This window comes from Epibacterium sp. Ofav1-8, assembly GCF_022348185.1.
Taxonomy (GTDB): domain Bacteria; phylum Pseudomonadota; class Alphaproteobacteria; order Rhodobacterales; family Rhodobacteraceae; genus Epibacterium.
The window spans coordinates 58,114-83,444 of record NZ_JAKRFD010000018.1 but is presented as its reverse complement, the minus strand read 5'-3'; the positions used below and the strand labels follow the sequence as shown (position 1 = coordinate 83,444).

The following is a 25,331-nucleotide window of genomic DNA, read 5'->3' as shown; positions in this document are numbered from 1 at the left end:
ACTGCAAGTCAAATTTGATTCGCAGAACGGGATTTCTTTGTCTTCGTGAATGAAACATGGGGTATCATCCTGTCACGCCTTTTGGGCGCACCGTTGATGCTGTTCTGATCCAACGTCAGAACCAGCTTCAGGCGGCAAGCGAACGCATGCCTGCCGCGTCATCTCAACTGGAACCGGCAAAACCGGTCAGCAAATGGAACGTGCTGCGCGATCTTGCGGTGGCGCGGCATCATTTTGGCCTGAGCGACCGCGATCTCTCCGTGCTGCAAGCGCTGCTGAGTTTCTGGTCCGGCACCGAATTGCCCGCAGACCGCGCGCTTGTCATCCATCCGTCGAACCAAACCATCTGCGACCGGCTCAATGGCATGGCCAATTCCACCATGCGCCGCTATCTCGCTCGGTTGGTTGACGCAGGTCTGCTGCTGCGGCGCGACAGCCCCAACGGTAAGCGCTACGCCCGGCGCTATGGCGGCGAAAAGGTGGCCTATGGGTTTGACCTCTCGCCACTGCGCCAACGCGCCCGCGAGATTGAAATGGCGGCAGAGGATGTGCGCGCCGAGGAGTTTCGCCTGAAACACCTGCGCGAGACCGTCAGCCTGATGCGCCGCGATCTGGCCGGGCTGGCGGAGTTTGGCCTCTCCCTGCGTCCGGACCTGCCGCTCTGGGATCGTCTTGGCGATCTGGCGGCCCTCTCCGCGCGTGCCCTGCGGCGCAAGCTGACCCTCGCGGACCTCGCACAAATGGAGGCCCAATTGCGCGTCGCTCTGGATGAGGCACGCGACATTCTCGACCCGATGGAGCCTGTGGACAACAGCACTGATGCGCTCATTGAAACACCACAACTGAGCACCAAAGCCGACGAAATTGAGCAGCACCATCAGAATTCACAGAAAGACTCTTTTGAATCTGAAAGCGAGGTGGGGACGGACACCCCCGCAGAGGACAGCGCCTCGCCACAAATCGCGCAAGCTGAGAAAGAACCACAACTCCGCACAGACACCCCCTGCCCTGCCAAGGTCACTGCCAGCGATTATCAAACTATGACGGCACCGAACGCCCCGGAAAGCACCTCTACATCCGCACATGATAAGTTGCCAAACATGCCGCTATCCGTCACCCTTGCTGCCTGCGCCAGCATCCAGAGCTATATCGATCATCCCATTCGTCACTGGCATGATCTGGTCAAAGCTGCGCATCACATCCGCCCGATGATGGGCATTTCCACCTCCGCCTGGGAGGAGGCTCTGAGCGTGATGGGTCCAGCAGAGGCCGCAGTGGTCCTTGCGTCAATGCTCGAACGCTTTGAAGAAATCAAAAACCCCGGTGGTTACCTGCGCCATCTCAGCGCGAAATCCGCCAATGGCACGTTTTCCAGCGGCCCGATGGTCATGGCGCTTTTGCGCAAACACTGAGGAATGTACGGGATGTTGGATTTCACGGGCAGAGAAAGTTCACAACTGTGAACTCTACGAGGCAGATGGCCCCTTGTGGCCTACATCAAAAGTTCACAACTGTGAACTTTCTACAAGACACGCTTGGTTCTAAACTCGTACGCTTGGAGCGTGGACGTCATCAAGCTTCTGCCCACAAATAAAAACAAAGTGCTTCCGACAGTCACACGATCTCAAACCTTGCCATCCCTTGATACGAGTACAAGGTCTTTTTGCTATCATTGATCAGATGACGCCGAGTTGACACTCAGACCCGATTCACGGTTTGCATCCGGATTACCCTGCAATCCAACACTATGCCGGGAGTTGTCACGTTAACCGAAGGAGAGGAAGTCCGGGGTGTTGATGCAGGCCTCATGCGACGTTGGCGGCAGCTTTCCACGCCCTGAGAGCTTTCATCCGGTGGTGGCGAATGGTCAACTCTGCGCGTCGGAGAGCTGGAACGGAGAAACAATTGCGGGTGGCAGCATGGATGGACACGAAGAGTTGCAAACCACCGGGTGAGCAATGACCCGTGCATCACGCGCTCTCGCTTTCGGAACGGTAAATGGCTGTAGAATAGCCGGTCCGCAGCGAGAACGCATCGTATCTAGCGTAGCGGTAAGATTCTGCGGACAGGCGGTGGTGACTTGGGCGAAACAGACTGGCGGCCTGATCGTGCGGGGATTTGAACCGGCCCATGATCTTCTCGTGCCTTCGGGTATGCCGGTGGGAAGCCACGCTTCGGTTGTTTTAGCCCTTGTGCTGGCCAAACCCAATTCCGGGGCGATCTGCACCTTTGCTGCACCGTGGGATTGCAGTTTGTCCGTCACCGGAACACGGGGCCGGCCCTACCGTTCCATGAGTTTCCGCCACCGATAGAAAGTCTGCTGCGTCACGCCGATCTGGTGGTGCGCCTCAGCCATCGTCGCGCCTTGACCTTGCAGAACTTCTACCTGCCGAAGCTTAGACACGACCTCTTCGGGCTTCTCACGTTTTCCAGCCATCGCTGATCCTCCAGTTCGCGGGATAATCTATCCAGTTGGTGAACCACTTTCAGGGGACTACTCCATAACCAATGTTGCTGCAGGTGACTTCGATAGCTCGAACTTCCAGCGTTTTCTCGTCAATCCCGATGTGTATCTTCCGCCAAATTTGCCGTTTGGCTCCGCCGTGCTTGCGGGCGTTCCAATCATCTTCGCTTTGGACCTTAACAGGCTGCTGAAGAAGTCGGGCTCGAAGGACGTTGTTCCTGCCGCCACGATTTGAAGGCGGTTCTCTGTGGCATCGGGGGCGGACGCCGGGTCTGGAATGCTCAGTTTCTCACGCTGCCAGGAGTTTCGGCAACCTGGCCAGATTGCAGGCCGTCATTGTCATCGTGAACTGCACGCGGACCCTGTCGAGGCCGCGGTGAACGGTCTGGGCCATGCCGCCGACGGTCTTGGCCCAGCCGAACGGTTCCTCGATCTTCTTCCGGCGCCGCTGGGACAAGGCGTAGCCGGGATGCTGGGTCGTCCGCCCGTCGATGGCGGAATGCCGGGCCTTCTGCGCGATATGTGGCGTCACGACCATGCGCCTCAACTCGGCGACGAAGGAGGCCGCGTCATACCCCTTGTCCGCCCCGAGTGTCAGACGCCGGGTCGAGCCGGGGGAATGCCGGTTGATCATCTCGAGCGCCGCCTTCCGCTCGCCGTGACCGTCGGCGTGGGTCAGGTCCGCCTGCACCACGAGCCCATTGCGGTTTTCCATCAGCGTGTGCCCCATGAAACACAGCGTCGCCGCAGCACCCGGTGCCTTCTTGTGGAGCCGCGCATCCGGGTCCGTGACGGAGGCATGGGTCGCGTTCGAGCGCTTCTCGCCCCGGAAGTTCACTTCGGCGTTGTGCGTCTGGCGGGGCGTGTCGGGCATCGGCTGGGTCTCGGTCTGCTGGGGCGGCTGGTCGGTGTCTGCGGAGGGCTCCTGGGGTGATGGCGGCGGTGGGTCGCCCGGGTCGTCATCGTGATCGGGTGGCGGGCTGACCTTCAGCTGGAAACTCTTCATGGAGGCCCATGCCTTGACCAGGGTGCCGTCCACCGAGAAGTGCTCGTCCGACAGCAGCGGCTTGACCTCCGGATGCGCAAGAATCGCGGCCATGACCTTGCGCGATATGTCGGTCGTCAGCAGCCGGTCGCGGTTCTTGGTGAACACGGTCGGGACCCACACGGCGTCGTCGATGCCGAGCCCGACGAACCACCGGTACAGCAGGTTGTAGTTCATCTGCTCCATCAGCTGCCGCTCCGAGCGGATCGAAAACAGCATTTGCAGAAGGCTGGCTCGGATCAGGCGCTCAGGCGCAATAGAGGGGCGGCCGAAGTCCGTGTAGAGCGCTTCGAACTCGGCATCGAGACTCGCCAGCGCGTCGTTCACGATCTGCCGGACCTTGCGAAGCGGATGACCCGTCGGAACCCGCTCCTCAAGGTCCACATAGCTGAACAACGATCCGCTCGCTTCGTCCGTCCCGCGCATAGTCACCCTCACCGCCGCCACCGTGACCGAGGTGAATCATGTTCTTGAAACCGCGTCGAGCCCGGTGTTTTTCAGCAGCCTGTTAAGACGATCCAGAATAGGCGGCAGGAGATAAGCGGCCGTCATGTCTGCAGCTGAAACTCGCACAAGCCCGTCGATGTCCTCTGCCTGACCAGAAGCCGCAAGCGACATCATATTCGCTCCGCCTGCCATCGTCCGCACATGCTCAAGAAGGGTCTGCCCCACCGGTGTCAGCGTTACGGAGCGTCCCGTCCGCTCGAACAGGACAACTTTGAGTTCCTTCTCAAGTGACGCAATCTGCCGGGTGATCTTTGGCTGCGTGACGCCCAGAACGTCCGCAGCTGCAGACCGAGAGCGTTCTTCTGCTGCTGCCAAAAAAGCCCGAGCTTGGTTCCAGTCGAAAGATATCGAATTCCAGTTCATAACGTAGGTTATACATTTGCGGACATCCTAAAAAAATCAACGTCTTTTCGCAGTTTGCTACTCAAAAACGTATACGTGCCCGCCGCTTCTCACGAACGAGTCTGGTCGCCTAAGGCAGTCGATAGGCTTTGAACGGCCCATTGCGGCCATTCGTTTCCCGGCCGAGCGCTACGGAGCAACTTCATGAGACCGGACATTCGCCAATCGTGCGGCAATTTCGGAGTATGAAGGTAAGCAGGGCGGGACTCAGCGGCCGATCAGCTTTTCGGTGCCAAATCTTCCAAGAGGACGAACCGTTCCCACACCAGTTGCATCTCATAAGAAAAGCCCCCGTTCCTCTCAAAATAGTCGCGGTGATCTTTGCGCCAACCTTCAAGGTCGTCGTTCTCACCTTCCGCAAGTGCCATCGCCTCAGTCACTTCCTCGAAACTGCACTGAACTACTTCTACAGTTTCAATGACAAACTCCGGCGATCCGTCCCATGCAAGGACGATATCCCGTCGGCCGACCACGGGACGAGGCTCGCCAGTCTCGTAGTCACTGAGCGCGCTGCAAGTCGCCACTTTTCGTCCTGACCGAACAAGAGAAACGAGGGCACTGCTCAGAGCTGAGCTATCGCCGAACTTGAACGTCACAGCACCGGGATAGCGATCCTTCAGGGCTTCGATGGCAGACACTGCTTATTCCTCCGCTTTGATAGCATTGCCGAGCAGCATACCGGTTTCCTGAATGATAGAGAAGAGTCCGAACCGGACATGCGGCAGGATGGCGCTTGGTCGCACACCGTCCTTCGCCGCTCACGGCCCAAACCAGCCCTTGAGCCGACGAGCCTATGTCGCAGCGCGGCCTGTCGATCCGATCATTCGCTGCGCCTGCAAAGTCCCCTCCGAGCGAATACGCTTCAGCATGCTTCTTGAGGGACGCCCGACAATGCTATATTCAAAGCATATAACCCGAGTAAAGTTAGCAAAAATATATGGTATGAGGCGACACATTGTTGAATGACACGTTCTTAGAAATCGCATCTTGGCCAATTGAGGCACGAGAAGAGAGCGGTAGCGACTATTTCTTTCATTTCAATGACGTTTCCTTCATTGAGAAAGGCATAAAAAATTATGTGATAGGAAGGAAGGGAACGGGGAAAACTGCAATTGCTGACTATTTGCACTCACGTCGATCACACAACAAATTCTCAAAACTTCTTTCTTTCAAGAACTTCCCCTTCAATGCTCTATACAGCTTCGCCGACGAGAATTACAACCGTCCAAACCAGTACATCACAATATGGACATATGTGATTTATCATTACATCTGCTCCATGATGGCGGAAAATGAAAAAGTTCTGTCAGGATGTAAGTTTGATCTAAGAAAAGCATTCCAGTTCGAAGTCAAAGGGGCCCTATCGCAATCAGTGAAGAACATCACCTCAAGAAAATATGGACTGACGATACTTGGCACAGGAGGAAGTTTTGGCGAAGATGCAGGCGAGGATCGGTTCGATTTCATAAAGGCGAATGAGGCTCTAAAGGGATTTATTACAGAGCATATAGATGACAGCGACTACTTCATTATTTTTGATGAGCTTGACGAGGATTATCGGGATGTTTTGAGCCCTGACCGCAAAGATGGTTACTTCGAGCTGCTAATCAGCCTTTTTAAGGCGGTGCAGAATATTCGAGCTGAGTTCTCAGGGTCACATGCGAAGATAAGGCCAGTTATATTCTTGCGAGATGATATCTTTGATTTGTGCCGGGATGTCGACAAGAACAAATGGCTGGATAGAGCAGTCACATTGAAGTGGGATGAAAGTCAGCTTCGGCAAATGACAAAACATAGGCTATCTCAGGCCCTACATAGAACTCTGTCGCCTGTTGAGCCCGATGCAGCTTGGGATGCAGTTTTTTCCGTCAACAAAACTCGCTTTGGAACTAATGGGAAAAACTCATCGGATACGTTTCGGTTCATACTTGGAAGAACCTTTCTTAGGCCCCGCGACGTTGTGAGTTATATAAGGGAGTGCGCGAAGATTGCGATGTCGCTTGATGGAGATCGAAGGATCAATAATAAGGTCATCAAGGACGCTATCGATGGGCACTCTTCATATATGAGGAGGGAAATAATTGATGAGGTCTTCCCAGTCATGGAGGACATATCCGAGGTTCTTGATGTTCTTGCCAAAATAAGGAAGCAAGTATTCTCAAGAAAGGAATTTAATGATCGATATAGGGAGTATCAAAATCAGCTTCCAGAACATGACCGCAGTGAGATTACAGAGAGTCAAGTTTTAAAGGTACTCTATCATTTCAATGTAATAGGAAACATCACGTCTGGTGGGCATCGGGTTTTTGCATACAATAGCCAAGTTAAAGTTTTGAATATGGATGAAAGCCTTTGTGTTCACGGAGGGCTCATGAGGAGTCTTGGTATTTCCTGATTTTTATTCGGTCAGTGAGTGATCGCACGGCAACGATCTGACACTTTCAATAACATACTATTGGATTTTGTATTTTGTAAAAGGGTGACAGCGTTTTGGGCGTTGGCGTCCAGCGCAGTAAAGACACGGAATCCGCTTGCTGCGTGGATTGATCCATGCCCGGCGACGTGAGCGTGCCGAAATGTGCACTTCCATGTTGGAAGCAGAGAAAGTTCGCACATGCAGAGAAGGTCCGAAAATCGCCCGCCTGCTGGCGGGCTCATCCGATGCAGGTGGAAAACGAATTTCCATAAAGGGCTGAGAGCGGACTTGCGGTAGCGCGGCGCTAGAATCACGTACTGACATTTGGCAGGTTTCATTCGGCCCAAACCGGCCGTCCCCCAAAGTTTGGACGAATGGCCGCTTTCGTTTGGCAACTCAGATCAGAGGCTTCCGAGTTGCGGTAACTTGAGCCTATTGGGAAGGTCAGTTTGGTTGGGTTTTCGCCTCATTTCTGCAGACTGCACCAGAGCGCTTCAGGTCACTGTTAACGAGAGTTAAACTCGCAGACCTCGCACTTTAAACCTTTGAAGTACTTCTCGTTCAAGAATATCTTAAGCCAAACCTGCCCAACGAAAGGGAAGATGTTGAAATGAAATTTGACCCCTATGAATACACCAGCGTGATAGTACCGGGCAGTGTGCTGGTTGTAACGTTAGCGTTGATTTTTCCTGACATTGTACCCAGTATCACGACTTCTCTGAGCCTCGGTGACTTAGGGCTCGTACTCATTCTTGCATTCATAGCAGGTCATTTTGTGCAGGCGGGCGGGAACGTTTGGGAGTCCGTCATATGGAAGATCTTAGGCGGTTGGCCTACCGCCTCAGTCATGGCGGCTTCCTCAAGCCTTTTGAGCCAACAACAACGAGAGCAATTACAACAAAAACTCACGACCGACTTTGGCGAGAAAACTGCCACGTCATTTGGCGAAGGCAGGGGGCAAATGCGTGAGTTGTTCGTTCACATACGCCAACATGGAAGCGTAGACAGGATCGAAAAGTTCAATCGCAATTATGGGCTTATGCGCGGAACTGCTGTCGCCTTTCTTATTGCCGCAGCATTAGTTGTGGTTTTTCGTCCTGAGAAATACTCCATCGCACTGCTACTTGCTGCCACTGCATTAGTCTTTACCATTCGTATGGTTCGTTTTGGGAAACACTATGCGCGCGAAGCGTTTGCCGAATACCTTCGAACTCCGGCCACGTCATCTACCGCATAGGTCTCAAGTTTCGACGGTGGCGTCCAACACGTACATGCGGTCTTCGTGGGCGCCCGTTATCGCCATGAGCGTGGGAAGTGCACGCAACAAGTCTTCCGCGACAAATCCTTTGACAGTTTTCCAGTCTCGGTTTGACGCGATCGGTGCCGAATTAGGGTGCGAATGCCACGTTCCAACAACTGCGAGACGCCCCTTTGTTCTGCGAACGAAGCTCTTTTCCCAAGGCGTCTGGCCCCAGCGACCGAGCTGGAGATATGTTGGCGAAGCGATTGTGTCCGGTGGTTGGCTGGATGCTGCCACGACGTAGATTTGCGATAGATATTCATCTATCCCTCCATAGAGATATCCGCCGGTTTCATCAGGTGCGTGATTCAATCTTAGCTCGTGCAGGGTTTCTAAAACGGATTGCGAAACGAGTACTTTCCAGTTGGCCGTTTCGTCGCTTGGGCCGAATGTGGAGATGGATGATGGGTGCCACTCTGTCGCGCCGCAAGGCAGTCCATTTTCGTCGATGCTATTAAGAAGTATCGCAGGTTTCGAGAATTCCTGTGTGTGTTTTTTGCAGAAGGCGAAAGAGGACGAAGCATGTGCATCGACTTTGTAAGCGGGCATCTTTGTGGTCATCGAACTGCAACCGAATCCAAGGATAAGCTCGTTATCTAGAAACGACTGTGTCGCCTCATACTTAAGCCAATCCCTGACAGCTGGGTTGTGCTCAGCGTGCGCAATCAACTGCATATGCATCATGGTTAGGTTGTGGTCACTGCCCAACTCGGTGAGATAGCTAACTCCAAGACGCCCTTCGTGAAAAATCTCTGACCTTTGAATTTTAGGACCACTCTCCCAGCCTATAGAGAGACGGCGTCTTACCTGCGCATCCGCAGAAGTGTCTATCACGAGCTCAGTTTTGTTGATTTCCTCAGTAACTTTCTCAAATTTGACTTCAAGGAAATTCTCCGAATGATGCTCTACCTGAGTTCCTTGTAAACGTTGATTGGCGATCACTGCAGCAACGTCAGCTTTGCCGTACCGCATAAGCTCTTCTGTTCCACGATGCCGCGCCAAATTATGTGCCAGCAGCATATCGTGGTCGTATACGGAGAATTTTGTTGCGCCGCCTCTGGTGGCATAATCGACGAATGCACTCCCGAGAGCACCGGCACCGATCAAAGTGAAAGACGGGAGCGGCTCCTCTCCTGATACCGCGGCAAGAGTTTCGCTGATTGGTGGCACCATTCCAATAAATGGTTGAACTTCTGACTTGGTATCCCAGCGGTTGCAGTAGTCGGCAAGGTCGCGTTGTAGGTAGTAAGTTCGCAACTCCAATTGACGTGCATTGGCGTCTTCAGACAGGCCAACGATTGTGGGGTCGATTGGAACGGGCCGCCAGATCCCAAGGATGAGAATAACTGCGCGGTGACCGGCCATGTCTCGGTCACAGTCAACACCAAAGTTAATTTCCAGCCGGTTCATCGCCGTGGTCAGATGCGGAGCAAGTTTCGCCTTCTCGGTACCTTGGACGATGCTTTTAACGCTTGTCCAAGTGTTGAAGTAGGGAAAGTCGTCTGGTTCGTCGGCGTTCGCCCAACAGAATACTGCCGGGATGTGAGAGGTCTTATCCTGCTCAAGGGTACCAAATAGTTCCTTTGCTTTTTTTACCGCTTCACCATTCTCCAAATCGATTATCGGAAGCTCGGCGTGTATGAAAACCCCGTTCAAGTAATTGCGGTTTATCTGGGCGCGGATGTACGCGTAACCGCCGCTAGGGTTTGCAGCGGCGTGCTCTTGAAGAATTCTTGGGTTTAGATAGCCCAAGATTGGGTTTTCAGGCCATACAACTGGCACCGGCTCCCAGCCATCGGCGTGGTAGGATTTTGTCTTCGCATCGCGAAACCAGTCAACCAACCTGGCAATGACACCCTCAATTCCGGCGTGCTCATAGATGGGCTGCAAACCGCTTCGCGCCAAGCAAAACACGGCAGGCTCATCTGCCCCAGACGTTATAAGGTGTTGTAAGCTTCGTGGAAAATCGGGCCTTCCACTTGAAACGATTGGCGCGGCGCGTCCCACAAGTTCTTTTCTGGGATAGCGAAAGACAACAGGCTCAACGTCAAGAATACGGGTTTCCTGCTCTTCAAGCAGGAGGTCAGTCTTTATCTCAAATGCAACGACAAAGCGCCCATCTTCAGATTCCGAGGCGTTGATGCTTTCTTCAATTACGGGCCCAGAACGACTGATACGGGATAACTCCCACAGTACGTTTCTTGGATGCTCGGACGCCGCCCTATGGTCTTCACTCATCCGTACCCGCCGCCGCCTGCTGCTGCGGAAGTAGCGGGAGACCCGATTGCCGGCGATGCTAGTGCTACAGCGAGTGTCATGCCACTGGCGGTGAAATTGAACACGACATCTTTCGGCTTATCGCCATGTGCCCCGGCTGTGCATCTGAACCGATCTCGCACAGCTTGGGTTACTTCGCCGCCCTGCGCGAGCATTTTGCGATACTTGTCGCGTGCTTCAGGGTGAGGAGGGTGTTTTAAGCCAAACTTGCGCGAGCTTGCCACAACATGAGATTTTCCAGACCTCGGGTGATTTAAACCTGCGTACGCCTCATCGGACCATTCAAAGATTTCCTCACCGTTCTTAAATGCCTTGCGGCCAAGCGAATGTCTGGAACAATGGTGCGGCGCGAGCAGAACATCCCATTCAAGCTGCTCATCAGTCATCTCTTTGTTGAGCCGTTCCCAGATATCGACGGTTGAATCACCGGCCAGCACAAAAACGGATTCTCGTCCCCGTATCTTAACCGTCCACTGGATAACAAGACTGGCCGGGTTAGATGAATTCTTGGGTTCACCCTCTTTCGCCTTGGGGATGTTTCCTTCGGATGAATTGGGAGCCAGAAGCCGCCACTCGATCCCATTGCAGAGCGTGTTCTTCGCGCCTGAGCTTGCAGTTAGAACCTTGAGCCGGTTTCCATCTTTGTTTCCCGCTTGTGTTCCTTGCAGCGCTTTCCTGCGTTTGATCTCGTCTAGAACTGGTTTGGATTTGTCTGTCGTGTAGTTTGGGTTGGCGGAGTATTCGCTACACCAAATCTCGTCGACCAGTATCAGAACATCGCCTTCGTCTGGGTCGCTGTCGCGGTCTTCTGGTTTGCCCAAATGGAAGATGTCGCCAAAGCCACTGAGGTGATCTTCGTCAGGATGGGTCAGAACAAAAATATCCAGCTTATCGTCATTGCAAGCGCTTCTGACTTTGGGCGCGAAGTCCAGCGTGTCGCTGTCCTCGCCACTGGCGTCGGCACGATAACTTACGTCCGTCATGATGACCCAGCCGTGGGCCTCAATAAGGGAGGCGTCTCCGTTGTCGCACGAAAAAAAAGTAAGTTTTTGAGCCGACATAATTTGCCTCACTGGTTTTCAAATGCTCGTCATCAGATATGAAGCCGATGCACGGTTTTCAAGTACCAGATGTGGTGTTTTTTTAAGAGGCGCTCTTCAAAATTACTCTATATGCAGTGTTTTGCAGGTGGCAGCGGATTTTTTTGTTCAATCATTCGTATTCGCTAGAACGTCAATGACGAGAAATACGCCCTATTTTAGAAACCTCACTGTTAGCAGCCATTCACTCAAGGTGCAGCGAATGACCGCTTCCCGCCCGACCTGCTGGGGGCTTCCTGTGCCGCAGTGCCAAACGAATGTCTCCTTCGGGCTGGCTGGCGTCATATGGCAGCATGGATCTGGTGCGGGTTCGCTACAACCTTGCAACCGCACCGCCGCAAGTCCGGTGTGAGACCCAAAGTTCCATTCTTCTGCGCCGCGATGAAAGGCGGCTTTGTCAGTTGCGATGTGTCAAACGGGTCAAATCTAGCAGCGGTGTTGGCAAGGGTTGGGAACCTGTCATTCACTTCAGCAGGTGTTATGTGCGCGGTAGAGTTTTCGGGAGACAATGGCGAAAATACAGCTTAATATCACGGAATATGGGCGGTGAGCTTACAGGCGATTTGGGAGTAGGGTTCTGGATTGTATCGAGTACCTTTAGATTGGATGTTATTAAAAATCGACAGCCTCTGGCGTTGGCTGGGACAGAACGCCACGCAGATTACGACGATTTATGTAATCCTAGGGCTGATCGCTGCCGCCACTTCGGTGCTAATCGGCGTGCACGATGTTCAGTGGGATGGGAAGGTTCTTGGCACATCGATTGAGGGACTTAATCCGGGCGTCATCAAACAAGTTGGTTATGTCTGGGCACCAAACTGGGGCTTAGCGGGATTCGTCCTGTTGCCGTTAGCGATCTTCCATGTCCTCAGCGCGCGTGCGGGCGTCGAGCCTATGATCAAGGAACTGATCGCCAGAGATATGCTGCAACGAACAGATGGGACGCTAGCCACTGAGAGTGACGTTATGGCTATCTGGCGGCGGGATTCGACGTTTGCCTCCTTCTTGGCGTTTGCAATCTTCCTATTTCTGATCGTATTTATAATGTACGGAGACTACTATCAGGTAGTACTAGCATGGACCATCGATCCAAACACTCTCACCAACCTTTTCGCGTCGGAACCGGATAAGTTCAGACTCTCGCACTCGAGCTATGAGTTTGACTGGTCCATCGCAGCCCTTTTCGATGCCACCGATGTCAACGCAGATGCAAATACCTGGTTCTCTCTTTATGTCTATTTGCTGATCCCCAGCTTCGGGGCCGGATTGATACTGTCGGTCTTCATATGGTTCTTCAGCGTCGCCGCCTTCTTCTCGCCCAACCGTCTGAACAAGGCTGGATTTATAATCGTACCGAGCCGAAAGAGTAGTGATCCACGGTCCGGCTTCGAAGCCTTTGAAGAAGTTTTTGATCATCTAGTCTGGTCCGGGATATTCACAGCGCTACTGGCGCTGACAATGCACTTGCAGAATGTTTTTCTCCGCTCTCCAAAGCACGAGAATATTTTCCAAATGGTCTTCGGGGATGCGATCGAGAGTTTTAACGAGGCGGTGTCTAAAGGTAGTATAGACAAGGTATTGGAAATCTTGGAATCCATTGGATCGGTTCTGCCGACGAATACAATCGGTACGAACATTCAAATTTTTGGCTCCGCCATTGCCATGTTTCTGTTGGTTATTATCGTACTGGCGGTGGTGTGGATCATGTTGCGTGCAACAGGGAGAAAGGGGCGAGCACATTTGCTGAACCAAGGCGATTTGACCGAGGCGGAGCGCGAAAAGATTGAAGGCATGGATGTCTGGCCCTTGGGCTGGGTATCCCTGAACCTACTGCTGATCCTCATCTTCGTGATATTCATGGCAATGTACTTCGTGAACCTTCTAGCGCTGTTAGTTGTCGCGCTGCTTGGATACGCCGCCAAGGTGATTTTCGCCTTTGCAAAGTCGAGTTTTGCCTCGGATGCCGATACGAAGAAGCGTGTGCAAATCAACGGTGACCCCAAGCCTTCTGACACCAAGAAAGATGAGTAATTTTGGCCCGGAGGCGTACTCACATGCTCACCTTTCTCCTTGTTGCTTCGTTCTGCGTGATGGTGATGGCCGGTTGTGTCGTCTCGAACAGGTTCTACACGCCACCTGAAATTTCCGAAGCGCCGGTTCAGAATGGTGCTGCAGCGACTGAACTGGCGACAGGACAGCTCTCATTGATCACCTGGAACATTGGCTATGCCGGGATGGGCCGGGAGTCGGATTTTGTATTCGACCTAGGGGAACAAAAACGTCCCTTGAATGCCGGATTGGTCGACAAAAATCTTTCCGGGATACTTGAACAGCTGTCCACCATGACGGCCGATGTGTTGTTCCTGCAGGAAGTGGCAAAACCATCCTACAGTACCTATCAGAAAGATCTTCTAAGCCCCTTACGTACAACGTTGCTCGATCACGCCTATGTCTTCGGGGCCGACGTTGACACGCGCTTTGTGCCGCCTCCGCTAAAGGTGCAGGTTGGGAACGTGATCTTCTCGAAACTCAAAATCGCGTCGGCCGAATGGCGTGCACTGCCGCTAGAGCCCGACTTCCAGCTTGGCCTCTTTCGCAAGAACTACCGGATGCACATTGTGCGTCTTGCGGGTACCGAGGGTTGGACATTGATCAACATTCATCTCAGTACGTTCGATGGGCCAGAGAACAGCGTCCGGGAGAAGCAGGTCGAGGCACTGTTTGAGTTTGCGAAGCAAGAATATCAGCTAGGACGCCGCGTGATCATTGGTGGCGATTGGAACCTGAAACTGGCAGATACCGAGTTTCCAAGCACGACAGATGATAAGTACAAATTTTGGATTCGCGATTTCCCTATGTCCAAAATCCCCGACGGCTGGTCACTTGGGGTCGATCCTGACCATCCCACGGTGCGTACAGCCTATAAACCTTATGTTGCGGGCGAAAACTACACGCTTATTATTGACGGTTTCTTGGTCTCTCCGAACGTCAAGATTCTCGACACGCAGACGACGAACCTGGGATTTGAGGACACCGACCATCATCCTGTTAGGGGCCTATTCAAGGCCCGATAGTATTGCTCTGAGAGGAGTCTCGACTGACCAGTCGAGACTCACACGTTTCTAAGCACCTCAGAATCGACCACTCCTGAATCCTGCCGTTCAGCCAACGGCGGGAATGTCCGCTCCCTTCCGTTCGAAAGTGGTTGGTGGGTGCATCTGCCGCGAAGGTCTGTTCTCTCCATTGCTCGTGCAGCATTGGACCGTTGCCAGGTGGCAGATCCTGAGACTTTTCAAATATCGCTAGCTGCGCTTTGCTGACATCTGAGCGTAGCGCGGCATCGCCCAGGTCATCGGAGCCGTTCGAAGGTCCGCTCTCAGGAGATCGTTCGCGCTTGCAGCAAAGATATCGCTGCACCTTGCATGAGTGTCGTATTCGGGCTGGCTACGGTCATCGATGCGGGTATCAGCACTAACGGTTGCGTCCCAAACCTGTGAACTCAGTTTTCAATATTGAATGACCTCAACACGGAGGCGGGGCTGATGGCCCCGCCGCTTATATTTTGCGGGCCAGTGGGATTTGGGCAAGCCAAACGCCTCTGGCCGTCAGGGAGAGGGCGCTGCCCTCCCCTCGGGCAATCCGATTAGACCGGGCCGTGTCCTCGGTTTCGCCGACTGAACCTGCAAATCAGCCCTGATTTTCCAAAAGGAAGGCCAGATCAACGCAACAAGCCACACGGCAAAAACAGTGGATTGGGTCAGCTTATGACGCCTAAGTCAATTTCGTCTGACGTTCAACACCGCTCCAGGGCCGTGGGTCGGGCTTCGCCCTCTCCACTCTGTTCCGCCGAAAACATGGTTTTCGTCAGATCAGATTGGCGAGGCCACGCCCAACGGCGGAAGGAAGGCACCAAGCCTTAACCGCTTCACCACAAAGGAAGAAGAAGAATGACCACGATTTCCGCGACCTACTCGCCCGAAGACAACAAGCTCCGCCTGTATGCGTCGAGCCGCCTTGATGCCGAGACCTTCCAGCGCGTGAAAGAGGCCGGTTTCAAATGGGCACCGAAGCAGGAGCTTTTTGTTGCCCCGGCTTGGTCCTGCGCCCGCGAAGATTTGGCGCTCGAACTGGCGGGCGAAATCGAGCCGGAGGAAATGACCCTTGCCGAGCGCGCGCAGATGAAGGCCGACCGTCTTGACGGGATCGCGGACAAGCGCGCGGCGCAGGCTTCCGCCTTTTCCCGCGCCGCTGACGAACTGTCGCAAGCCTTCTACATGGGCCAGCCGATCCTTGTCGGGCACCATTCCGAGCGAAAGGCCCGCAAGACGCAAGAGCGGATGCACAGTGCCATGGACAAGGCCAGCAAGGCGCACAAGGCAATCGGCTATTGGCACTTCCGGGCCGAGAGCGTCGAGCGCCACGCGAACCGGAAGAACGACCCGCGAGTCCGCGCCCGCCGGATCGAAAAGCTTTTGGCCGAACTCCGCGACCTGCAACGCGGGATCAACTCTGCCCATAAGGCGCTCGAACTTTGGGAGAAGATGCAGACCGCCGAGCAGATCACCGCTTTTCTCGGTCATGGTGCATCGCTCGCGCGCTATGGCCTTTGGAGCGACGTTGAGAGCGGCAAACTTGACGCTTTCGAGGCAAAGGCCGCTGTCATGGACGGTTGCCGCCAGATCATCGAAGGGCCGAAGCGGGCGCGCTGGATCAGCCACACACTGAACCGCCTTTCCTATGAGCGCGAAATGCTGGGCGAGGTGCCGCGCTTCGCTGGCGAAATCACCCCGACCCTGTTGCAGATGTTTGTTCGAGCGCATGGGGCCGACAAGCCGAAGGGCGCAAAGGTCGACGCCGACCTTTTCACCGTCGAATGTGAGGCCCCCTTGCCCCTGCATATCGGAGACGGCAAGGCGCTGGAACTGTCCGGCGACGAGTGGTGCGACCTAATGCAGTCCTGCGGCTACGTCCCCCCGGCCAAGAAACCGGCAAAGCCGCCGATCCTCAATTTCAAAGCCCCGAGCGGCAAAGTCTCGGTTCAGAACCCCTATCGCCGGGAGACTGACGAGCTGCCGCAAGTCGAGCTGACGAAGGCCGAATATGCGGCGATCTACAGCGAACAGCGCGGAACCCGGCTTTCGACCTGCGGCGAATATCGTGTGCGGATTGCGCCGAACCCGAAGCACGAGGGGCCGCGCTATCAAGCCGGTTGGGCGGCAATCCTCATTACCGACCAAAAGCAACATGACGTCCCCGAGAGCATCCGCGAGACGGTGGCCGCACAATGAGCCGGAAAGTTTACCGATTGAAATCCGGGGTTCGCCTTATCTCTTGCCGCTCCGATTATGGGAAAACTGCGGCGATCTGGCCGGCATGGGGAGGCGGGGCGATGAATATGCCCCGCGATCAAGTCGCAGCTTGGTTGCGCACCGCGCGCCGTGAAAACTACATTGAGGCAATCCTATGAACCGCCCCGCGATCTATTCCCGCCCGAAAAAGCCCCTGACCATCCCCGTGCGCAAGCGCGGGGAAGTCGCCCCGCTCGAAAAGATCGAGTCCCCCGAAATCATCACGGTTGACCGTGCCACCGAATGCCACGTCACCCCTGATGATGTGGCGGAACGGATGGTCGAGATCTCGGCCCCCAGGGCGACTATCTCACTCTTGAACCAAGCGCCGGGACCGGCCAGCTTGCGCGGGCGCTTCTGGCGTCCGGGCACAGCCCGCGCGAACTGACGTTGATCGAACGACACCACCAGCTTGCGGCGATGGTGCGTAAGATCGGCCCGACGATTCACCGCTGTTTTCTGGAATACGCCGACGAGGTGAAGGGGCAGGCAGAGTTTCCGCGCATCATCATGAACCCCCCATTTCGCGGGGTGAGGAAGCATATCACCGCCGCGCTTTCACTTCTCGGCCGAGGCGGTCACGCCGAACCGGCAACGCTTGTCGCCTTGGTTCCCGTGACCTTCGAGCATCCCGAGGCAGAGCATTTGGAAACCTTGACGCCAGACACGTTCAGCACGGCGCGGGTGCATACCAAAATCATAAGCGTTCGCCGCGACTAGACGGTGATCTGAAGAGGAAGGGGAGCCGCGCTAATCGCGCGGCTCACATAGTTTCAGGTGACAGAGCAGGGGATCGACGGGCTGCGCCCGCTCACCCCAGGGGAAGTGCCTGACCAGGCAGAATGGTTGACCGGTGATCTCGTGAAACGCCGGGGCGCTCCACAAGATCACCGGCCCTGCGCTGCCGCGCAGGCTTACGCTTCGCGTAATGGGCAACATGCGAACTCAGTGGACGAACCACAACCTTGCGTCCCCCACTAGGAGAAACAACCCACAATGCAAGTCGTGGCCTTATGGACGGCGAAGACCCCCGCAACACCTATCTTTGAAGCGATAGCTGTGCTCTTCGAATTTCTGCCAGAATAAAGAGAATATTGCGATGTGTACACGTTTAGTGTATACATTGAGTAGTTGTGACTGGGAAGATAGATCGCAACATCAATATAATACGATATATCAGTGAGTTAGGAGAGATTGCTATGGACAGAAACAACACAGAACGAACAAGGATCGAAAATGCAGATCGACTACGACCCGAAAAAACGGGACAGCAACATTGAAAAACACGGCGTGGATTTCTGGGTAGCAGCTCTCATATTTGAGGGTGAAACACTCACCAAGGAAGACAAACGCAAAGACTATGGAGAACAGCGGTTCATATCGCTTGGGATCGTAGATGGCGACGTCTACTCTGTAACTCATACCGAAAGAGACGGTCGAATACGCATAATTTCAGCGTGGAAAGGCGGTCGAAAGGAACATGACGAATATCAAAACCATATCGCTCGATGAAATCAGAGCAATGAAAGACAGTGGGCAGCTCAAGGATACTCCTGAAGATGCACCCACTAAAGACATGCCAGATGGATTCTGGGATGACGCTAAAGTCGTAAAGCGTACCAAAAAGAAATCTGTTCACCTGCGCATCGATCCTGATGTGCTGGAGTTCTTTCAAGCCGATGGACCAGGACATCTCACACGCATGAATGATGTCTTGAGATCCTACATGATCGCCATAAAAGAGAAGAACCACCACCAACATCGTGGTGAATAAATTCCGCAAACGTCAACCGCCGTGCAGATTATGTGCGGCAAATCCTCATCATAGATGAGGACCGGGCCCTAGTCTGACACCGGCTAAGCCGGCGCCAGACCTGAGCCGATGTTTCCTGATCTCCTGAGGCCCAGGTGCGACGCAGACTGTCTCAAAGAGCCAGCCCGCGCCGCGGCCTCATCTCGATCAGAAAAAATCCTCTCAGCCCTGCGGGTGACGGTCTTCCCTCGCCTTCAGCTCGGCCTTTCGCGGCGTCAGGTTTCATTAGATACCGAGTTGCTATGCGCCTTGATCTTATGATGCATTGACAAATGCCACGCGTGGCACCATATTGAGATCGAAGCGCAAGGCGTGAGTCTTGCCTTCTTTCCGAGGCCCGTGCTTAGTTGCGCGGGCTTTCGTGCATTCTGAGGTTGCCCTTGATCTATATGGTTTATCTGGATGAGTTCGGTCACATCGGACCGTTCGTCTCAAAAAATGATCCAAAGTTCAAAGAGAGCCCCGTTTTCGGTTTGGCTGGGTACATTATCCCACTTGAAGAGGTACGCAGCTTCGGCACCTGGTTCTATCAGCAGAAGTGCCGTTTGCTGAAGTTCGAGATTGATCGTGCCGAACAGCATCCGGCCGTGTGGGAAAAAAAGGGAGCCTCGCTGTATACCGTCACAAATGTAACCAAATACCAACAGCTTCGGGCGACAACGAACCGGATCCTGAATAAGATCCAGAAGGTCGGTGGAAAAACCTTCTACGTTGGGGTTCGGAAAACTCATACACCCGAAACAGCAAGTTCAAATGCCCTTTATCATGCGATCCTGAGAGAAGCTATTAAACGGCTGAACGATTTTTGCGAGTATGACGCACCAGATAACAGCCGATTCCTGATGGCTCTCGATGAGCACGACCAACACGATCAGCTGCTCACAACGGCGTCCATGCAAATGTATGGTGGCGAAACGCCTATGCGCCACCTTATCGAGCCTCCGTTCCAAATCCAAAGCCATCGATATCAAACGATGCAAACCGCAGATTGGCTTGCCGGGTTAGTAGGAAGACTCGGCGCTATTTGGGCTGAGCCAGATCAATACCCCGAAAATGAGGTCTTTCGGACCTATTTCGAAGCACGCGTAAATGCAGCATCTGTGCGCAGTGGTGTGAGAACCAAATAGATCAAACTAACCGTCCAAAATCGGGTCAAATCTTCCCACAAGCTGCTCACTTCCCTTCGCTCTATGATGGGCGCGGTCAGCTCGCAGCATGCAAGGTCCACATCGGCTCCTGAGCCTCCTGCGGACTGGAAAGTTTTGACCTGAGAGTCAGTGGAGAGCCGCGCTAATCGCGCGGCTCGCTTTGTTTCAGGTGACAGCGCAGGGGATCGACGGGCTGCGCCCGCTCACCCCAGCCCTGACATCTTTCATTTGTTTTATCCGCCCAACATCCCTGCATCGGAAAGTCAAAAGACAAGCGCCGCCTGCGGCGTCGTCTCCACCGAGGGCCGTGTCCTCGCGCTGCGCGCTGCGGGCCGCACCACCCCTCGGTTCCGATCCTTTGACTGTCCGCTCCAGGGCCGTGGGTCGGGCTTCGCCCTCTCCACTCTGTTCCGCCGAAAACATGGTTTTCGTCAGATCAGATTGGCGAGGCCACGCCCAACGGCGGAAGGAAGGCACCAAGCCTCCACCGCTTTACCACAAAGGAGGCCAAACATGGCTGATATTCAAACTATCGAAAGCGCTGAGGCAGCAAACGAGGCAGCACGCGCCGAATTGATTGCACAGCAAAATGATCTGTTCCGCACTAGCTGGGGAATGAACCCATCGGTTCAAGGGCAGATCGTCATGACGCAGGGTGTCTCGGCTCTGTCACCCGAGGCGTTCAGTGCGATCTGCGTTGCAGTGATCACATTCTCCGAGTTCTCAGACGACAATGACCCGCATGGAATGCGCGATTTCGGAACCGTCACAGTCCTGAACAAAGGCGTCGAGGTCCGCGTGTACTGGAAAATCGACCTCTACGATCCGTCCTTTTGCTACGGATCGGACGACTGTGCGGATCCGGTAAAGACCCGCCGCGTGATGACCTTGCTTTTCCCCTCAGAATACTGAGTTCGGCATCGGGGCACCCTCCCTGCCCCATGCCGTTGCAAGCCTGTCGAGCAGGCTAAGGGAGGGGCGCTCATAGCCTCTCCCGACTTCACTCAGTTACTCGAAAGGAGGTGAGACAGATGGACAATGAAACGATGAAGCGCCGAATTGCCGAGGCTTGGGCGCTAGTCAGGAAGGGCGATCAATTTGGGATAGGCCGCCGCTTCCTGATGCAACACGGGGCCAGATAAGGCCACCCGCCTCAGCCCAAAAGGGCTGGGGCACCGATAACACGAACTTTTACCACGTTTCAAGGAATTACCCTATGACCAAACAATCCAAAATCACGGCATCCGAAGCCCGGTTCCCGCTGGCCTCTTTGAGCCTGTCACCGTTGAACCCACGTCAAAACGTGCCTGAAAACGAGGTCATCGAGCTTGCCGATAGCCTCTGGTCTGCTGGCCTGATCCAGAACCTTTCAGGACTGCTGACCGATGAAGGCGGCGCGGAAATCGTTGCTGGTGGTCGCCGTTTGCGCGCCTTGCAGTATCTTGCAGAAAAACACCCCGATCTGGACACCAAGCGCCCGGATTTGGCGAACCCACTGGTCAACCTTGCCCCCGATCGCGCGACCGCCGAGGCTTGGGCCAACACCGAGAACATCGCCCGCAAAGCGCTCGAACCAGCCGACGAAATCCGCGCCTATGGCAAAATGAGCGCGAACGGGGCAACCGCCGGAAACATTGCGCGGGCATTTGCAGTAACCGAGAAGCACGTTTACCGCCGCTTGGCTTTGTCGAAATTGCCGGAAGCCGTGCTCAATGCCCTCGCAAATGGTGAAATCAACCTGAGCGCCGCCGCGTGCTTCACCATCAGCGACGATGAAGAACGTAGCATCGAGGTGCTGAATGAGGTGCGCGGTCGGAGCCATGTTTCCGACCACACCATCAAAACCATGCTGAAACCCGACAGCATCAAAGGTACCGACCGACGCGCTAAATTTGTTGGAGAAGAGGCGTACAAGGCAGCTGGTGGTCGCATTGGTGGCGATCTGTTCAGTGAAGTCACGCTGTTCGATGATCCAGAGTTGCTGGACAAGCTGTTTCTGGAAAAGCTGGCAGCAACATCAGAAGAACTGCGCGCCTCAGAAGGGTGGAAATGGGCTGAGACCACAGCCGATACCTACATTGGGTATTGGGACATCGATCAGAGGAAGATCGACAACGTCCGTCCGGTGGCGGGAGAGTTGAACGATGAACAGGCCGAGCGTTGCGAAGAATTGGAGTTCAAGGACGAAGATCTGACGGATGATGAACAAGCCGAACTGGATGCCTTGGAGGCGATCCTGAGAGGTGATTTCACTGATGTCCAGAAGGAACACGCCGGGTTCATCATGTATGTGAACCATGACGGAAAAATCGACACCTTCAAAGGGTTGGTGCTCCCAGAGGACAAGGCGGAAGCTGTTGAGGCAGGCGTTTTGAGCAAAAACGCCATTGGGAGCACGAAAGACGCACCTAAATCGCCAATCTCTCAAAAGCTGGCCGACGATCTGAGCCGTGTCGTGACAGGTGCGCGGCAGCATGCAATGCTCAACGATCCTGAGTTGCTTATGGCTTTGCTGGCCTTCCAACTCTCAGATGGCAGCTATTTTGCTGATCCTATCGGCCTATCGAAGATCGAAGTTCCGAACCTTCCAACGACAGAGGCAAAGGGTTACGCGCTGGATGCTCGGCTCACTGAGCCGCCGCATCTGAAAGACAGCAAAATCTCAAGCCGGAAAAATGAGGTGGAGGCGTTCAAGGCGTTTCGCAAGAAGGGAAAAGAGTTCGTTGAGGGCGAATTGATCCGGCAACTGGCAGCACTGTTGAAAGGCGGCAACGTCGAGATGTGCAAGCTGGTGGACCGCGAGGTGAAAACAGACATTCGCGCAGTCTGGACCCCTACCGCTGAGAACTTTTTCAACCGAGTGGGCGGCCCCTACCTGAACGATCTTTGGTGCGATCTGTTGGACCTGAAAGTCAACGACGAGAAGGCCAAGAGCTTCGCCAAGCTGAAAAAGGGCGAAAAGGCAAAATCGATGGAAAAGCTGTTCTCCGACGAGGACACCCGGAAACTTCACGCTGTAACGCAGAAGCAGGCGGCAAAAATCGATAAGTGGCTTCCCGAAGGCATGAAGTGATGTAGCTGGCGGGACGCACAAGCGCCCTGCCCCACCAAGGGAGCGCAACATGCGGTTTAAGAGAGACAGACGCCACCCATTCACTGACAGTCCCAGGAAACGCGCAGCACTCCGCAGGAAACAGCAAAAGGAACGCGATGCATTGCCACTTCTGGCCGACCTGGTGGCGGAGACGCAATCTGATGAAGATGAAATAATGCGGGGCCGCGCAGAGGCTTGGGAGGTTCAGGAACAAAGGGACAGGACGCGCAGAGCGCAGAACTGGCGAAGGGCAAGAAGATCACTGCAAGCCATGTCGGGTAATGAGCGGAAGATACTAACCCATGCTTGGAACTGTGCCCCCTACCCTGCTGATCCAGTCTACTTGCTAGGATTTCTGCATAGATACTCGACAGGGCGATTTACCCTCGATGACCTTCCTTTTGACCTTGTGACCACCGATCCGCATGGACGCCGAAAAACGAACCTAGCTTAACCACTCACTTAATGGTTGAATCACAGTTAGAGACCGGAGACGAAATCGATGACGAACAAGAGCAATAAAGTTGCCCGTGTCTGGCGCTCCGCCCAGCTATGGATCGGATTTCACCGTGATCAAAACGGCAAGAAACGTGACGTGGCAAAGCTGTGGTCCCCGAAGAATGCAACCGCCAGCATCAATCCCGATCCATCAGAGCAAGAAGCCTTCGTGCTTGTGAAATCCGCAAAAGATAGTGAGCCGCGAGACGTTCAGATCAAGCTGAGACAAGATCAAATCGTGTTGCGCCGTGACGAAGGGCTGGGTTGGGGAGGCATCATTGCAGACGATCTTGGGCTGACCGTTTCCATAAACGGTATGCGTATTGAAATTAGAGCAGATGGGTCAGTGGTCCGCGCGAGTGACGATGGAACGACCTATTTGGAAGCAGACGGGAGCGTGCTGAAGCAAACCGAGACGGTAGAAGCAATGATGTCAGGTGATGGTGTTGAGCTGACCAGAAGAACCGACACAACCATTGCCGCAATCCGTCATGATGGTGTAATAGCGAAGGCGAGAGATATTCAGCAGATCCCCACGGACTAGAGATTTCCTTTGTGGTAAAGGAATAAACTGCCCCGCCTTAGTGCGGGGTTTTTTCTTGTGAACATCTCAGCTCTGCGTGTGGATCTGGCAGCTCGGGAGCGGAGATCCCCGCGCGAGCGCGGAGATCACACAAGCATAGGGGATTCGGGCAAGCCGAACGCCCTATGCGTTTGTTGGCCGCACCTGTGGTGCGTCAGAATGGGGAACCCCTGGTTCCCCCGCACAAGCCAGATGATCATCGTCATGGGGGGTGTCCCCAACCACGGTCTCGGCCGGCGGCCGAGCTGCGTGGCTGGGTGATCCCCCTCCCCCCATTCCTTGTCATCCAGCTTGCGCGGTTCCCCCTCCTGATCTCGGCGATGGCCAAGGTTTCAGGGAGGGCCGCTACGCGGTCCTCGCCAGAAACCACGGCCCAATTTTCGGCATCAAGATCGAAAGGGCATCACCACAAAGGAGGCCAAAATGGCTGCAAAATTCGACCTATACGCAGAAGTCACACAGAGCATCATCGACAGCATCGAGGCAGGAACGCCGGCATGGCGCAAACCGTGGACAGGCGATACGGTAGGCACTGCTTTTCCGCTGCGGAGCAATGGGGAGCCATATTCGGGTATCAACGTACTCATGCTGTGGCTGGCCGCACAATCGAAGGGCTACACCGCTGCGCACTGGTTCACCTACAAACAGGCGAAAGACGCAGGTGGACAGGTCCGAAAAGGAGAGAAATCATCCACTGTGGTCAAGTACGGGACATTTGAGCGCGAGGACAAAGAGACAGGTGAGGAACGCCGCCTGCCCTATTTGAAGGCGTACAGGGTCTTTAGTGCCGAGCAGATCGATGGATTGCCGGAAGAATATCATGCAAAGCCAGCTGAGGCCGCGCAGGACTTAGGAACAAAAGCGGACCCGATGCTGGAAGAATTTTTTGCGGCAACGGGGGCAGACATCCGAACGTCTGATGAACCGAAAGCGTACTACAAACCGAGCGAAGACTACATTCACATGCCTCCGATTGAGACATTCTATAACGGGAATGCGTTTTATTCCGTGCTTGCCCATGAATGCTGCCATTGGACAGGCCATAAAAGCCGTCTCGACAGATTTTCGCGCTTCAAGGATAAAAAAGCCTATGCTTTTGAAGAACTTATCGCTGAGATTGGAAACGCGATGGTTTGCGCTCGTTTGGGCTTAACCCCAGATTTCGAGCAATCAGTTGCATATGTCAAGAATTGGTTGCGTGCGCTGAATGACGACAAGAGACTGATTTTCAAAGCAGCCAGCGAAGCGCAAAAAGCTGCAGACCTCTTGATGGATGCAGCCAAGAGAGAAGAACAACGGGAGGCTGCGTAAGCGGCCCCCTACCCTTCTGGTGTCG

The 25,331-nt window shown here is 54.4% G+C and carries 20 protein-coding genes and 3 pseudogenes; 15 read left to right on the top strand and 8 right to left on the bottom strand.

Annotation, left to right across the window (positions count from 1 at the left end; translation table 11 throughout):
- The first annotated feature begins 56 nt into the window (after positions 1–56).
- On the top strand, positions 57–1,412 hold the full coding sequence (gene repC, locus MHM97_RS21550) for a plasmid replication protein RepC (RefSeq protein ID WP_239325498.1): 1,356 nt from the start codon (positions 57–59) through the stop codon (positions 1,410–1,412).
- 393 nt (positions 1,413–1,805) lie between these two features.
- On the opposite strand, the pseudogene MHM97_RS22985 reads toward repC, so the two are convergent.
- The 6 genes and pseudogenes from MHM97_RS22985 to MHM97_RS21520 all read right to left on the bottom strand — a co-directional run.
- Positions 1,806–2,004: pseudogene (locus tag MHM97_RS22985) on the bottom strand (IS6 family transposase); the annotation flags it as partial.
- A 292-nt stretch (positions 2,005–2,296) separates the two neighbouring features.
- Positions 2,297–2,437 (bottom strand): annotated as a pseudogene (locus tag MHM97_RS21540) (IS3 family transposase); the annotation flags it as partial.
- Between the two features lie 67 nt (positions 2,438–2,504).
- A pseudogene (locus MHM97_RS21535) lies at positions 2,505–2,624 on the bottom strand (IS5/IS1182 family transposase); the annotation flags it as partial.
- Between the two features lie 129 nt (positions 2,625–2,753).
- Positions 2,754–3,935: an IS5 family transposase gene (locus MHM97_RS21530; protein ID WP_239325497.1), complete on the bottom strand. Its 1,182-nt coding sequence runs from the start codon at positions 3,933–3,935 to the stop codon at positions 2,754–2,756.
- 36 nt (positions 3,936–3,971) lie between these two features.
- Positions 3,972–4,379: a LysR family transcriptional regulator gene (locus tag MHM97_RS21525; RefSeq protein ID WP_239325496.1), complete on the bottom strand. Its 408-nt coding sequence runs from the start codon at positions 4,377–4,379 to the stop codon at positions 3,972–3,974.
- A gap of 257 nt (positions 4,380–4,636) precedes the next feature.
- Positions 4,637–5,056 carry an ASCH domain-containing protein gene (locus tag MHM97_RS21520; protein ID WP_239325495.1) on the bottom strand — a complete coding sequence of 140 codons (420 nt, stop codon included), beginning with the start codon at positions 5,054–5,056 and terminating at the stop codon, positions 4,637–4,639.
- 320 nt (positions 5,057–5,376) lie between these two features.
- On the opposite strand from MHM97_RS21520, the gene MHM97_RS21515 reads away from it, so the two are divergent.
- Positions 5,377–6,813: a P-loop ATPase, Sll1717 family gene (locus MHM97_RS21515; protein WP_239325494.1), complete on the top strand. Its 1,437-nt coding sequence runs from the start codon at positions 5,377–5,379 to the stop codon at positions 6,811–6,813.
- Between the two features lie 631 nt (positions 6,814–7,444).
- Positions 7,445–8,071 (top strand): hypothetical protein, encoded by a 627-nt coding sequence (locus tag MHM97_RS21510; RefSeq protein WP_239325493.1) that lies wholly within the window; start codon positions 7,445–7,447, stop codon positions 8,069–8,071.
- 3 nt (positions 8,072–8,074) lie between these two features.
- Here the strand turns inward: MHM97_RS21510 and MHM97_RS21505 are convergent, their stop codons facing one another.
- Positions 8,075–10,372 (bottom strand): ThiF family adenylyltransferase, encoded by a 2,298-nt coding sequence (locus tag MHM97_RS21505; RefSeq protein WP_239325492.1) that lies wholly within the window; start codon positions 10,370–10,372, stop codon positions 8,075–8,077.
- Positions 10,369–11,472 (bottom strand): hypothetical protein, encoded by a 1,104-nt coding sequence (locus tag MHM97_RS21500; protein WP_239325491.1) that lies wholly within the window; start codon positions 11,470–11,472, stop codon positions 10,369–10,371. The genes MHM97_RS21505 and MHM97_RS21500 overlap by 4 nt, the downstream gene beginning before the upstream one ends.
- A gap of 645 nt (positions 11,473–12,117) precedes the next feature.
- Here MHM97_RS21500 and MHM97_RS21495 point away from each other — a divergent pair.
- From MHM97_RS21495 to MHM97_RS21440, 12 genes are all read left to right on the top strand, one after another.
- Entirely contained in the window at positions 12,118–13,542 is a 1,425-nt protein-coding gene (locus MHM97_RS21495) for a hypothetical protein (protein ID WP_239325489.1), read from the top strand.
- A gap of 23 nt (positions 13,543–13,565) precedes the next feature.
- Positions 13,566–14,585, top strand: a complete 1,020-nt coding sequence (locus MHM97_RS21490) for an endonuclease/exonuclease/phosphatase family protein (protein WP_239325487.1) — start codon at positions 13,566–13,568, stop codon at positions 14,583–14,585.
- Between the two features lie 873 nt (positions 14,586–15,458).
- Positions 15,459–16,799, top strand: a complete 1,341-nt coding sequence (locus tag MHM97_RS21485) for a DUF3560 domain-containing protein (protein ID WP_239325485.1) — start codon at positions 15,459–15,461, stop codon at positions 16,797–16,799.
- Between the two features lie 175 nt (positions 16,800–16,974).
- Positions 16,975–17,247, top strand: a complete 273-nt coding sequence (locus MHM97_RS21480) for a hypothetical protein (protein ID WP_239325483.1) — start codon at positions 16,975–16,977, stop codon at positions 17,245–17,247.
- A gap of 2 nt (positions 17,248–17,249) precedes the next feature.
- Entirely contained in the window at positions 17,250–17,579 is a 330-nt protein-coding gene (locus MHM97_RS21475) for a hypothetical protein (protein ID WP_239325481.1), read from the top strand.
- A gap of 516 nt (positions 17,580–18,095) precedes the next feature.
- Positions 18,096–18,371, top strand: coding sequence for a BrnT family toxin (locus MHM97_RS21470; RefSeq protein WP_239325479.1), 276 nt, complete (start codon positions 18,096–18,098; stop codon positions 18,369–18,371).
- Positions 18,340–18,633, top strand: coding sequence for a BrnA antitoxin family protein (locus MHM97_RS21465; protein WP_239325477.1), 294 nt, complete (start codon positions 18,340–18,342; stop codon positions 18,631–18,633). The genes MHM97_RS21470 and MHM97_RS21465 overlap by 32 nt, the downstream gene beginning before the upstream one ends.
- Positions 18,634–19,061: 428 nt before the next feature.
- Positions 19,062–19,799: a DUF3800 domain-containing protein gene (locus MHM97_RS21460; protein ID WP_239325513.1), complete on the top strand. Its 738-nt coding sequence runs from the start codon at positions 19,062–19,064 to the stop codon at positions 19,797–19,799.
- 534 nt (positions 19,800–20,333) lie between these two features.
- Positions 20,334–20,732: a DUF3768 domain-containing protein gene (locus MHM97_RS21455; protein WP_239325475.1), complete on the top strand. Its 399-nt coding sequence runs from the start codon at positions 20,334–20,336 to the stop codon at positions 20,730–20,732.
- A 304-nt stretch (positions 20,733–21,036) separates the two neighbouring features.
- Positions 21,037–22,893: a ParB/RepB/Spo0J family partition protein gene (locus tag MHM97_RS21450; protein ID WP_239325473.1), complete on the top strand. Its 1,857-nt coding sequence runs from the start codon at positions 21,037–21,039 to the stop codon at positions 22,891–22,893.
- A 523-nt stretch (positions 22,894–23,416) separates the two neighbouring features.
- Entirely contained in the window at positions 23,417–23,956 is a 540-nt protein-coding gene (locus tag MHM97_RS21445) for a hypothetical protein (RefSeq protein WP_239325471.1), read from the top strand.
- 462 nt (positions 23,957–24,418) lie between these two features.
- Positions 24,419–25,306, top strand: coding sequence for an ArdC family protein (locus MHM97_RS21440; protein WP_239325469.1), 888 nt, complete (start codon positions 24,419–24,421; stop codon positions 25,304–25,306).
- Positions 25,307–25,331: the final 25 nt, after the last annotated feature.